This window comes from Bacillus sp. 2175 (genome assembly GCF_057812155.1).
In genome coordinates, this window is the sequence record NZ_CM173819.1 from 4,818,528 (window position 1) to 4,831,572 (window position 13,045).

Genomic DNA, 13,045 nt, shown 5'->3' on the forward strand with positions numbered 1-13,045 from the left:
TTGATTGGTGAGGGCTAATAATCAGTATGTACTAGTCTCACTTTATCTCCTTAAGCTTGGCAGAAAACGCGCAGAAAAGCAATTAAATTCCTATCAAGTATTCGTTTCAATGAAAAAAGAGCACATCACTCGTGCTCTTTCTAAGCAATATTACTTTTCTAAAATATCTTCTAACAACTTCACTTGCTCGCTAACAGTTTGTAACGTCTTCACTGACGTATCATTTCGATGTTTTTCTTCTTCCACACTCGCTAGCACTTCTTCTGTAGCTGTAGAAGTTTGCTGAATTACGTTAGAAGCATGCGTAACATCCTTTACAATATTCGTCGTTTTAACTTGGAAACTTTCTTGATGAACAACAACCTCTCGCATTACTTTATTAATCGCATCAATAAACTTCCCTAAATCAGTTACATTTGTTAAAACACTTGCTAACATCTCGTTACATTCTTCTTGTACTCTTTCTGACTTCTCTACTTGCACTTCTACCTTACTTGCTTGATTACTAAACTCCTTCAAAATCCCTTGAATTCTTCCCGCAGAACGATTTGATTCTTCAGCAAGCTTTAACACTTCACTCGCTACAATAGCAAAACCTTTTCCATGCTCGCCTGCCCTCGCAGCTTCAATATTTGCATTTAAAGCTAGCAAACTCGTCTGACTTGAAATATTCGTTATTACATCTACAATTTCATTAATTTGTTTCGATTGCATCATTAAATCTCTAAATATAATTCCAGACTGTGAAACAACATCATTTAAACTTCTCATGTTAGTTTCAAAATTTCTTAGAGTATGTACACTACCTTTTGAAATTTCTAAGCTTTCATCCACATGAGCCGATGCAGTTCTTACTTGAGAGATGATTTGCTCAATATTTCCCTCCATATCATTCAATACTTCTACCGAACGATACATCATCTCTGATTGTGATTGCGTACCAACTGCCACCTCTTCAAAGGCAAAATTAATTTCACTCATCGATTCCATCGACGTGTTCATATTTTGTCTTAAATGATTGAAATTACTATCTAGTTTCACAACTGTTTCTTCAATAAGTCTTTGCGTCTCTTCTAACTCCTGAGCTTTTCTCATTACTTCTTGCTTCTCATCACTTAAACGAAGGAGCAGATTAGAACCGATTTTCGTGACGCCCCACATAGCGATTGTTACAATCGCTAACAAACTTGCGAAATTAGCAGCTTCAGATGAGGCTGTATAAGCAAAAAATTGCTCCGGCCAATAGCTACAAAGGATAAATGTGATCACAACAGCTACCCCGCCAATAATTAAAATGAGGCGCTCGCTTAAATAAATAAGTGAAACAGCTAATGTAAAATAGACCATTTGAAATACAGCCGGGCTTTCATTAAAAGCTTGTACCATAATGTAAGACATTGTAAGCAACATAAATGTCATGATATATTTATACGCTGATTCCATACTTTTTATAAAAGTAAAAAGCGTTCCAAATGCAACGACAGAAATACCACAAATCCAAAATGCTATGGCTCTCTCTGTAAAAATATATCCATAATACCCAATTGCGATTATCCCAAGGAAGAAACTACAAATCGTTATAAACAGTAATAAATGATTTTTCTGTGATTCTTTCTCAAGGTTAGAAAAACAAGTCCTCTTTAACCACTCCATATGAAGCCCCACCTTCTACTTATACATATCAATTACTTCAGTTTAAATACCGCACTTACTGGGTTATGATCGCTATTTTCAAACTTTAAATCTTTCCCTTGTACATTTACAATCTCTACATTCGGTGAAACGATAAAGCCATCAATAATAGTGACGAAATTTTCACCTTCTACATATTTCTTTACATCATCTCTTACAGTCATAACAGACGGATCTACAGCCCATTTAAAGCCACCGTCTGTAAAGTCCTTCGGTAACTCTACTAACCACTCAGGACGCTCTTTCACGAACTTCGGATCACTTAATTGAGCGTTCGAAACCAATTGATTCCAATCTCCACCCATTATTACGTAATCACCATTTTCATAATGCTTGTTCATATATTCTTTTAAATACTCTACTTGCTGTTTTCTAATTTTCCCGCCTTCATCATAAGCAGACAAATGTAAATTTACGAGTCTAACATGTTTTCCATTATTAACAGGAATTTTATATTCCACAATTGCTCGATCTAAATCAAACAAACGCTTTGGCCAAGGCTCCATTCCAGGCAGCTGGAACCTCTTCGCTTCTTGAACAGTGTATTTAGAAAACGTACTTAATCCAGCCTCCGCATATCCCATTGGATTTGTTATTGGCACTGGAACCCATTTCGTATCGTAGTTCTTGCCAAATGACGAAACATAATCAGGTAATCCTTTTTTCAAAAATTCATGTTCATTTACATCAAATGAACGAAGTGACTTTATATCAACTTCTTGTAATAGTGCAAAATCACTATTCTCATTTTGTAAAAACGAAAGCATATTCTTTAAATTAGTTTCCGTTTGCTCTTTACTACTTGAACCAGATCCCTTTCCACCATCCATAAAGAAATCTTGATCCTTATCTAACCCAGCATATCCAATATTAAATGTTGTAACTTTAAACTCATTTCCAGTCGCTAATACGCGCTCCTTATTATTCTCTACCTTCAAGCTTATAACATCAGCAGGCTGTTCTTTAGTAAGTGTCATATAAGCTAGAAATCCTCCTACAATGCCCGCTACTACTAAAACACATGTAAATACGATTTTTAAAAATTTCTTCAAATAAATGACTCCTTTTCACGCAAATTTATTTTTCTTTATTTTCAGTCAAATAAAACAAAACGACACACATAAGAAACATTTTATCATAATTAAAACCGTATATCACTATATTTAGTTGATAAGTAATCGATCCCATTTTAATTACTTAAAAAGCCTTCAGACATCAAAAAAAGAAAAGTTACACCCTCCTCCTCACTGGAAATTAAACGGTATATTTAGTACACTATATGTAATAATCATAGGCGATGGAGTTCGCCATAAACGCTGCTTAGCTAATGACTCCTACCAGTATGGATACTGGTAGGAGTCTATTTTTTTGAGCAAGCTATTTAAAGAGGTGAGAAAATTGATTTATATTATCGTTGGCATTGCTGGTATATTAGGAGCTCTTTCTCGTTATTATTTAGGTCTTAATATCAACACATTTTGGCATCATTCATTTCCATTGGCAACATTACTCATTAACTTAATCGGTTGCTTTTTCTTAGCGTGGCTAACTACTTATATCGCTCGGCTAAACATCTTACCTTCAGAGGTTATCACAGGCATCGGAACTGGATTCATCGGTTCCTTTACGACTTTTTCAACATTTAGTGTAGAAACTGTGCAATTGATCAATCATTCTGAGTGGAGCATAGCCTTCTTATATGTATCATGCAGCATACTTGGTGGCCTCATTATGTCTGGCCTTGGCTATACACTTGGAGATTTCTTAATTAAGAAATCTCTTACAGAAGGTGATTACTCATGATAGAAGCTTTATTAGTCGCAACAGGAGGATTTTTCGGTGCGATTACACGATTTGCAATTAGCAATTGGTTTAAGAAAAGAAATAAAACACAATTTCCAATTGCTACATTCCTTATTAATATAACAGGGGCATTTTTACTTGGGTATATAATTGGCAACGGAGTCACTACAGGCTGGCAACTATTATTAGGTACTGGATTTATGGGCGCATTCACTACATTTTCTACGTTTAAATTAGAATCTGTTCAGCTTCTCAATCGTAAAAAACTATACATCTTCCTTTTATATTTAAGTGCTACTTACATAATTGGTATCGCCTTTGCCTTCCTTGGAATGAAGTTAGGCGGAATATAAAAAAGCGACTCTATTGAGTCGCTTTCTTTCATAAGAAATATGTCCCGCCATATGGAATGGAAAATAAACCAGCTGGATGTACATCGTAATGTATAATTTGCATCGGAAGTTGTGAATACGGCATATACTGAATTTGCATCATTTGTGCAAAATATGCTTGTTGCTGCATTTGAATAGCTTGATTCACAGCATGAATTGTCCCTTGTGCCCCAGCCAGCGTAATAGCAGCTCCTACTTGTCTACCATTATAAAAATAATGATTCATCATGATTCATCTCACTTATTCTTTTTCTTCCATATGGTATGTTTCTATTTCATAGTGAGTGTTTTGTCCCTATCTATTGCCCTTTTTCAGCTTTGAAGTAATAAATCCAAATAGCAATATACCAATACCACTAAGGAACAATATATAACTTATCGGTACTAGGAAAAAGAAAGGTTCTTCAAGAAATCCATCCGCTCCTACTTTACTGTTTGAAGCATGTATCGTTAAAGAAATAATCGCTAAAATCATGAAAGAAATAGCTACTACGTATTTATTTTTCATTTCACATTCTCCTCTACTTATGTAATTCCCCTTAGATTCTTACCATCATATTATCTAAAAAAGAATTAACAGTCAATAATTATTTATTGTTAAACAATAAATAATTATTGACTGAACAAACAACAAAAAGGTTTGCAAAGCATCTTAAATCACTTCGCAAACCTTCTAAATTATAAATATTTACACTTCAAACCTCTTGCTTAATACAATATACATTGCGCAAAATAGCACGAATATCCCAGCATAAATTAACAAAATCTCTACACTAAACATATCCGACAACGGACCAAATATTATCATTCCTAAAGGAAGCGCGCATGAATTCGCAATTTGTACAAGGCTAAACATCCGTCCGTGCATTGATGGTTCTACTTTCTCCTGCAATAACACAGTAACTGGTGTATTGAAGCACGGCATTGTTATACCAATTAAAAAATTAAAGACTAAATACATAATAAATATCGGTGCTATTCCGAGTCCAATCATAAGCAGTCCATATAATGCACAAGCTAGCGCTGTTGTATGCATACGATTACGAAAACCACCCCACGCTGCAATCAATACGCCACCAGCTGCCGCACCCGCACTAAAGGTCATCTCACTAGCAGTAAGTCTCCACATTTCGGCCCCGAAAGAACGAGTTACCATTAAAGGTGTTAAAAAAGCAGCTGGACTTATTAAAATCATGACGATAATCAATAAAACGATTAGCCTTTTAATAAATACATTTTCTTTTAAATAAGTGAACCCTTCTTTAATTCCTTGTAGATTAGATTTTTGCTTACTTTCTACATTCACATGTCCTTCCACATGAATGACAAACATAATACTAATTCCAATCATAGCTGTAATAACATCAATAAAAAATGTTGTTTCAATGCTGGCAATAGAAAGAATCGCAGCACTTGCTGCTGGAGAAAGAAACATAATTAAAGATGTAATACTGCTATTTATTCCATTTACTTTCATAAGATACTCTTTCGGAACGATTTGCGGAATTAATGCATTCACAGCTGGCGTTTGTACTCCTGTTCCAGCTGAACGAATGAGTAACACAATAAAAAGTAACCAAATACTTTTATATCCTGTTAAAAATAAAATTGCTAAGACTAACGTCGCAATCGCTATAATTCCATCCGATAACATAATCATCTTTTTACGGTCATAACGATCAATCCAAACACCTGCAAACAAAGATATCGCAATTTGTGGTAGAAAACCGCAAACAGTTGAAATAGTCAACATCACTCCTGATGATGTTGTAAGGGTGATATACCATATAATCGCGTATTGCACGAGAGAGGAACCGAACAACGAAATAGTTTGAGCGGTCAAAAATAATATAATTTTCGTTTTCCAATTGTTTTCACTCATATGTTTCACACCCCCTTAACTAATCCCGTCTCTATATGAAAGATGCTATCTGCCCAATCAAGATAAAAACTTGCTTCGTGAGATACGAGTATAATGCTGCCCTTAAACTTAATTAACGCCTTTTGCAAAGCTTCCTTCGCTTCTGCATCCAAATGATTTGTCGGCTCATCTAAAATTAAGAAGTTACAAGGTGATAGTAATAATCCACACAGTTTCACCTTCGATTGTTCACCACCACTTAACGTACGAATTTCTTGCGAAACGTGCGTATCCTTCACTCCACACGCAGCTAAATGATGGCGTATTTCCTTCATATTCAGTTTAGGAAACTGTTCTGAAATAATTTGAAGCGGCGTTAAAGAATCATTGCTCCAATTTAAATCTTGCTCATAATATCCAATCTTTATTTGCTCTGAAAAGTGAAACTCTCCAGAAATACTAGCAATATTTCCAACGATTGTTTTTAATAAAGTAGATTTCCCTACTCCATTGAAACCTGTAATGACAAGTTTTTGCCCACCCATTACTGAAAAATTCAACTTTGGTAAGAGAGCGAAGTCGTAACCAACTTCAAGATTATTTACTTCAAGAACTGTCTGAACTGAAATGGGAAGTTCCTGAAAATGAATAGACGGTTTATGAGTAAAACTTGGTGGCGCAATTCTTTCCATACGCTGTAATTGTTTTCTACGACCTTGCGCTATTTTTGAATTCACCCCAGCAATATTTCTACGAATATACTCTTCCGTTTTTTCAATTTTCTTTTGCTGTGCATAATATTGGCGAATATAATCTTTTCGCAAATGCTCCTTTTGTCTTACAAAATCTGAGTATTTGCCGTAATACTTCTTAACTGTTCCGAACTCTACATCACATATGCAAGAAGTTACCTTTTCCAGAAAATCAAAATCATGTGATACGACAATAAACGCTCCTTCAAAATTCATTAAATAATTAGCAAGCCACTCCACATGCTCCTTATCGAGAAAATTCGTCGGTTCATCTAGCAATAAAATATTAGGCTCTTCTAATAAGAGCTTCGCTAAAATTACCTTTGCACGCTGCCCTCCGCTTAATTCACCAATCACACGATTCATCCCAATCACATCAATACCTAAACCGGCTGCCACCTTATTCGTAATACTATCTACTGAATAAAAATCACGAGCCTCGAGCAGTCCTTGAATTTCTGCCGCTTTCAATAGTTGATTTTCATCTCCAGTCATCGCACTTTCTTCATATAACTTGTTCATTCTCTTTTCCATTGCATACAAATCATAAAAGGCTCTCTTTAAATATTGTGAAATGGTATAAACCTCATCAATTTCTGCGTATTGATCAAGATGTCCAATTTGAATATTAGGTTGCCACTTTATGTCTCCCTTATCAGGAATAATTTCCCCCACCAATATTTTCATTAATGTGCTTTTTCCTGCACCATTCTGTCCAACAATTCCCATATGCTCCCCTTTATGCAAATCAAAAGAAGCATTTTCGTATAATACTTTATCTATAAAACTATGTGATAAACTTTCCACTTTAAGTAAACTCATTTTTATTCCTCTTTTCCTGAAATTAAAAAAAGCAGAGAGATAGCGTCATTCGACACTAGCCCTCTGCTTCGTGGTTTTTCCTATACTACTCCAATTTATAGTAAAGACTCATCGGAATAATATACACAAAGGGCCATAGACAAAGCATTGTCTATGGCCCCTTAATCTATTTTATACACCAGCTGAAAAACCATAACGAAATAAGCATAGATACACTATACTTTTTTAGAAAAGTTATTCAGCCGATGAATATAGGGGATTTATACCCCTTGATTAAGCTCCGTACAACGCTTCACCGTATACATTTGTGCGGAGCAAAGTTTTCTAATGAGTTTTACAAATTTTATATAAAGCATATTATGCACCTTCCTTAATACTTAAAAAGGATTTTAGCATACGGTTTTACGAAGCGTCAACATTACTTCCGAATCTTTCAACTACTTGTTTTCAAAATATTGCTTCTGAAACATACACATTCTTATCGCATTATGATAGTTACCATCAACGAAAAACTCATCGATAAGCTCACCTTCTACCATAAACCCAACTTTTTTATAAACATGTACTGCCTTTTCATTTTCCTTATCCACAACTAAATAAATCTTATGCATATTTAGTACGGAAAAAGCGTAATCCATTGCTAAACGCGTCGCATCCACTGCATAACCATATCCTTGATAATTCGGATCAATAATAATTTGGAATTCTGTTCTACGGTGAATATAATCGATTTCTACTAACTCAACTAATCCAACCATTTCATTGTCTTTCTCAACGATAAATCGGCGTTCGCTTTGATCATGTATATGTTTATCATATAAGTCTTGCAGCTCCACAAATGCCTCATACGGCTCTTCAAACCAATACGACATAATATGCGCATTATTATTCAGTTCGTGTACAAACTTTAAATCTTCTCGTTCTAATGGACGTAACTTCAATTCCTGATTCATTCCTATAACCTCCAAGTAAAAGAAACCTCTTCACTTAATTTCTCAATTTTTTTCGATTTCAAACGCCCTAATTTCATTGTAAACTTTCAAGCAACTTGAAGGTCAAGATGTAAAAAAGTAGTGCTGACTTATGTCTGCACTACTACTCTTTTCTCAAATCTCTCATATTTGATATGTATAAAGCAATAACTAAAACAAGAATTGCTCCTGCGTATAATAACGTCTCCATCGGTTCCTCATGAGACACAATAATTAATCGAATTAAGGCCGTAATTCCGATATAAATAAAATAACGTAACGGGAAATGATAGTTCGATTTAAAATACTTAATAATTAATGCAATGAACTCGAAGTATAAGAAATAGACGATGATACTTTCAACCAATTTATAAGACGTATACTCTTTTGCCGAAAAAATATACTGCACGAACGTAATTGTCTCATTCACTAAGAAAATTGATAACACAATGGATAATATAATTAAGGCTATATTTAATATCCATTGCAAAACACTAGCTATAACATGATCGATATTAAATGACTTCATACTCTCTTTAGACTCCCCTTCGTATAAGTACTTATTTATTATAGCAAAATTACGATTGGAAAGAAGTTAAATCATATATTCGTCCTTTGTTATTGCCAGTGAAGGTGATGTTCATTGTTTGGAGGAGTCTTTTAACCGCAGAACTAGATTCCATATTAAGAAATTCCCTCAATTCGCTATTAGTAGTTATCACACTAAACAGAAGTGTGTAATCTTGTACAGCACGTAAATGAGCATGTTTAGACATACTATTGCAATTTGAACAACGCCATCCCTGTCTTTCTTTTAACATTGCCATTGTAAAACATTCCTCACACTGTACACCCTTTAGCAATTCCTCTTTTTTAATTTTATATTGCGCAAGAACATTTTGACGTTGCGGAATGTGCTCATTCATAATCTGGCCTATAAGTCCATTTATATTATCAATCACTTTTTCTTTATATTGATTTTTAATCTGTTTTATTCTATTAGGTAAATTTGCACTGTGGATAATTTTACTAGACAGTATTTCATCTGAAGTTTTAATAATTGTACGAGGGGAACTAATTACAACGAGGGCTTCAATCGGAATATTATGTAAATCATGTAGATTCAGCCATTTTCTCAGTTGCATCTCTTGCCGTTTCAGTTGTAAAAGCGGATCTGGGAATCCTTCTTCCGTATTACCATCTACTATTCGAATAAGTTGATTGAACTTTGTATCAAAAATTAATGTACCAATAATATTTTTTATTTCAAAAAAAAGAAGAAAATAAGATGAAACTATGAGGGTATCAATTTGGAAATAATGTTTTTGATCAAATAACCTAATATCATGTAAAATATGGTATTCTGCTTCGGATAGAAAACTCAGCGGATACTCAATCGCCTGCTCTCCTTTATAGCCGGCCATAAATTTCGCTAGACTTTCAACCACCACATTCCTTTTTGGATGATGAGCAGGCAATCTTCTAAGTAAAGCTTCTAATTGCAGCAAATATACGGGCATTTTCCGCTCTTTCACAATCATTTTTATCCCCCTCCAAAATATATCAGCGATTTTTCAAATATATCAGCACAACTCCAAATATATCGGCGATTTTCGAAATATATCGGCGCAACTCCAAATATATCAGCGATTTTCGAAATATATCAACTTACCGACAAAAACCGACACAACATACACACATAAAATCTTATACACAGTATAACATCACATCTAAAATCGCAATGTAAGCATAATGTGTATACCCCAATGTGATTACGCCATTTTCAAAATAAGAAATTTACATTCCCCCCATGTAAAAGACCTTTTTATAAGTATGAAAAAAATTTAGGAATTAGTTTATCTTTTTTTAATGTTTTATTTAGAGGCAGTTTATAGTCGGGGATTAACATAAGAAACGTAGCAATTAAGTTTATATATGACGCACTGCTACTATAATCGCTAACCGTACTACTTGAAATCATAAAATAAGGAGACGATAAAACATGAACAAAAAAACAAAAGCACTATCATCCGTACTGCTCGGATTCACATTAGCATTAACAGGGTGTGCTGGTACTAAAGCTGAAGAAAATCATGGGAAACAAAAGCAAGAACAAGTTGCTAAAGAAACAAAAAAGGAAAATAAATTAACTAAAGGGCAAAAAATGGCTAATATTCTTAGCGAGACAAATTGGCAAGGTACACGAGTGTATGACAAAGATAAGAATGACTTAACAAAAGAGAATGCAAACTTCATTGGTCTTGCAAAATATGATGCGAAGTCCGGCAGATATGAATTTTTTGATGCTAAAACAGGTGCAAGTCGTGGCGATAAAGGAACTTTCTTTATCACAAATGATGGGAAAAAGAGAATATTAATTTCAGAATCAATGAAGTATCAAGCTGTCGTTGACATGACAAAACTAAATAAAAATGTATTTACTTATAAACGAATAGGGAAAGACGCTAACGGTAAAGATGTAGAAGTTTTCGTTGAACATGTTCCATATAAAGAAAAAGAACTTTCTTTCACTGATCCGGACAAGCAGCTGAACACGACTACAGGAGATATTGTTAAAAACGTTGATGGAGATAAAATTTTAGGCGGTACCCTTTGGCACGGAACAAAGGTATTAGACGAAACTGGTAACGATGTAACACAGTTTAATTCGAATTTTATAAGTCTAGCAAAATTTGATGACAAATCTAATAAATATGAGTTCTTCAATAGCGAAACAGGTCAAAGCCGCGGTGATTATGGCTACTTCGATGTTGTACACGAAAATAAAATAAGAGCCCATGTTTCAATTGGAAATAACAAATACGGTGCTGCTCTTGAACTTACTGAACTAAATAAGAATAAATTTACGTATAAGAGAACTGGTAAAGACCAAGCTGGTAAGGATATAACTATATTCGTTGAACATGAACCTTATAAAGGTGATATGAAACCACAATTTAGCTTTTAAAAACGTTTGATTAAAGATCCTGTACTGAGTTACAGGATCTTTCTTATTAAGCAAGAGAACAAAAAGACGAAAAACATGTAGCTTTTCGTCTGCACAATATTCCCACCTTATAGTTGATGATTTACAAAACTTAAAAACATACCGATACAAAATAAAATTTGTGACCAAGTAAAAAGCGCCCTACTTATAGGGCGCTTGTTTTATACTTAATGACTAATACTAGCTGTTGGGTATAATGTTGTTCCTCCAATTGAAACTTTTATTTCATTTGTTAATGGAACATTTTGTTCATTAATAATTGTTCTCCACCATTCCCATGCAAGACCTGTACATTCTCTTGCTACAATTTTTATATTTTTTGAATTTGGTGGGAGTGGGATAACTGTAGAGTAATGAGCCGTTTTGTCTTTTCCGCTACCATCCCACGTTTTATGTGTTAGTACTTCGTTACCCTTTTGGTCAAATGTGAATTCATCCCAAGATACATCAAATTGAGCAACGTAAGCACCGTAATGATCAAGTGTCATTTTAGCACTTGAATATTCTGTAGTTGTCGTCTCAATATAATCTGTATTGTTATGAACAGCAGCAGTTGAATTATCTTTTAAGAAAGTGCTTGTATATGAAATTGGGTATGCTGGATTTTTAAGACTTAATTCAGCATTATCTTTAATGATATTTCGGATTTCATTGAAATCTTTAGTAACAACCTTGTTATGCTCTTTCGCATCTCCGCCTAATACTACAGCAGTAAAGGTACTTTCTTCAAAAATATCTTTATACTGTCCACTTGTTTCAACGCTGTTATTCTTAAGTAAGGCTTTAAAAGCAGCTTGTACATCTTTGCTCTTAGATGTTGTTTCTAATTTTACATAAATCGTTCTACCATAAGCTACATTTGAAACCATAACAGGTGGAGCCGAATTACTTACGCCTTTTCGAGTTAACTCGTCAAAAGTAACGCTATTATCAAAAAGGTCGGATGGATTGTTAGGTAGTTCAGCACTTACCGTATAAAATATTTGCTTATACGCCGCTACCATCACTTTTTTCTCTCCATTTGCAACCGCATTAAAATCAATGTTTAGACTGTTATCAAGATATTTAGCGTTAACATTAAGAGCACTTGCTATTTGTGATTTACTATAAACCATAGATTCCGTATACTGCATTCTTGCAGGTAACGTATGTGTTGTAGAATACTTTTCATTCCAAGTAGATACTAAATCGTCTACTGCTCCAGCTACATTACCATATGTCGGATTTTGGACAGTGATTGTATTTTCTTTTCTCATGCCCGGTAAGTCTATACTAATATTCAAAGGCTTTCTCTTAGCCACTAATAAACTTGGTTGATTGTCTGCAAAAGCTTTATTTGCAAGTTGTACAGCTCCTGGATACGTGCGATTCACTACAGAATCAATAATTGAAATATCGACTGGTGACGTTGTAAGTGATTTTTTCTCGCGTTCCACTACTACAAATTTACCATTTGAATTGATACTTTCTTTCGGAACAAAACTTTCTACTTTATCACCATTTACAGCTAAAACCTCTTGATTATTATATTTAAGATTTGCTATACCAGTATCAATGCCACTAGCATTTTTGGTTACATCAGTTGCATTACTTGCTTGTGTTTCTGCGAAGGAAATAGATGAATAATTAATAGTGCATAAACTAACTAATAAACATGCAAGGAACTTTCTTCTTTTAGTGTTTTTCTTAATATTCAGAAAAATCACCCCGTTCTTTTTTAGTAAAATATGATAATGATCGATAAA

At 34.3% G+C, this 13,045-nt stretch carries 13 protein-coding genes and 1 riboswitch; of the genes, 3 read left to right on the plus strand and 10 right to left on the minus strand.

The window, feature by feature from the left end:
- Nucleotides 1-150: 150 nt before the first annotated feature.
- Together ACXKY9_RS25165 and ACXKY9_RS25170 are read right to left on the minus strand one after the other, a co-directional pair.
- Complete coding sequence (locus ACXKY9_RS25165; protein WP_000455078.1) at nt 151-1,653, minus strand: DUF4077 domain-containing protein; 1,503 nt, start codon at nt 1,651-1,653, stop codon at nt 151-153.
- A gap of 32 nt (nt 1,654-1,685) precedes the next feature.
- On the minus strand, nt 1,686-2,744 hold the full coding sequence (locus ACXKY9_RS25170; RefSeq protein ID WP_000714051.1) for an endonuclease/exonuclease/phosphatase family protein: 1,059 nt from the start codon (nt 2,742-2,744) through the stop codon (nt 1,686-1,688).
- Nucleotides 2,745-2,976: 232 nt separating this feature from the next.
- A riboswitch (Fluoride riboswitch) is annotated at nt 2,977-3,036 on the plus strand.
- 54 nt (nt 3,037-3,090) lie between these two features.
- Between ACXKY9_RS25170 and crcB (ACXKY9_RS25175) the strand changes: the two genes are divergently transcribed.
- The gene (crcB, locus tag ACXKY9_RS25175) at nt 3,091-3,495 is read left to right on the plus strand and encodes a fluoride efflux transporter CrcB (RefSeq protein WP_000639312.1); all 405 of its coding nucleotides are present in this window, start codon (nt 3,091-3,093) and stop codon (nt 3,493-3,495) included.
- Nucleotides 3,492-3,848, plus strand: a complete 357-nt coding sequence (gene crcB, locus ACXKY9_RS25180) for a fluoride efflux transporter CrcB (RefSeq protein WP_000568580.1) — start codon at nt 3,492-3,494, stop codon at nt 3,846-3,848. Before crcB (ACXKY9_RS25175) ends, crcB (ACXKY9_RS25180) begins: the two co-directional genes overlap by 4 nt.
- A 28-nt stretch (nt 3,849-3,876) precedes the next feature.
- Here the strand turns inward: crcB (ACXKY9_RS25180) and ACXKY9_RS25185 are convergent, their stop codons facing one another.
- The 7 genes from ACXKY9_RS25185 to ACXKY9_RS25215 form a co-directional block, all read right to left on the minus strand.
- The gene (locus ACXKY9_RS25185) at nt 3,877-4,116 is read right to left on the minus strand and encodes a DUF3947 family protein (RefSeq protein ID WP_000980954.1); all 240 of its coding nucleotides are present in this window, start codon (nt 4,114-4,116) and stop codon (nt 3,877-3,879) included.
- 66 nt (nt 4,117-4,182) lie between these two features.
- Nucleotides 4,183-4,395: a DUF3955 domain-containing protein gene (locus tag ACXKY9_RS25190; protein WP_000792610.1), complete on the minus strand. Its 213-nt coding sequence runs from the start codon at nt 4,393-4,395 to the stop codon at nt 4,183-4,185.
- 180 nt (nt 4,396-4,575) lie between these two features.
- The gene (locus ACXKY9_RS25195; RefSeq protein ID WP_001293750.1) at nt 4,576-5,769 is read right to left on the minus strand and encodes an MFS transporter; all 1,194 of its coding nucleotides are present in this window, start codon (nt 5,767-5,769) and stop codon (nt 4,576-4,578) included.
- A gap of 5 nt (nt 5,770-5,774) precedes the next feature.
- Nucleotides 5,775-7,322: an ABC-F family ATP-binding cassette domain-containing protein gene (locus tag ACXKY9_RS25200; protein WP_000054869.1), complete on the minus strand. Its 1,548-nt coding sequence runs from the start codon at nt 7,320-7,322 to the stop codon at nt 5,775-5,777.
- A 437-nt stretch (nt 7,323-7,759) separates the two neighbouring features.
- Nucleotides 7,760-8,275, minus strand: a complete 516-nt coding sequence (gene speG, locus ACXKY9_RS25205) for a spermidine N1-acetyltransferase (RefSeq protein ID WP_001071092.1) — start codon at nt 8,273-8,275, stop codon at nt 7,760-7,762.
- 142 nt (nt 8,276-8,417) lie between these two features.
- Nucleotides 8,418-8,822, minus strand: coding sequence for a phosphate-starvation-inducible protein PsiE (gene psiE / locus ACXKY9_RS25210; RefSeq protein ID WP_000834708.1), 405 nt, complete (start codon nt 8,820-8,822; stop codon nt 8,418-8,420).
- A gap of 49 nt (nt 8,823-8,871) precedes the next feature.
- Entirely contained in the window at nt 8,872-9,834 is a 963-nt protein-coding gene (locus tag ACXKY9_RS25215; protein WP_000635745.1) for a nuclease-related domain-containing protein, read from the minus strand.
- Nucleotides 9,835-10,295: 461 nt separating this feature from the next.
- On the opposite strand from ACXKY9_RS25215, the gene ACXKY9_RS25220 reads away from it, so the two are divergent.
- Entirely contained in the window at nt 10,296-11,261 is a 966-nt protein-coding gene (locus ACXKY9_RS25220; RefSeq protein ID WP_001036620.1) for a DUF4822 domain-containing protein, read from the plus strand.
- Nucleotides 11,262-11,467: 206 nt separating this feature from the next.
- Here ACXKY9_RS25220 and alo read toward each other — a convergent pair whose 3' ends face one another.
- Nucleotides 11,468-13,006 (minus strand): anthrolysin O/cereolysin O family cholesterol-dependent cytolysin Alo, encoded by a 1,539-nt coding sequence (gene alo, locus ACXKY9_RS25225; protein ID WP_000576729.1) that lies wholly within the window; start codon nt 13,004-13,006, stop codon nt 11,468-11,470.
- Nucleotides 13,007-13,045: the final 39 nt, after the last annotated feature.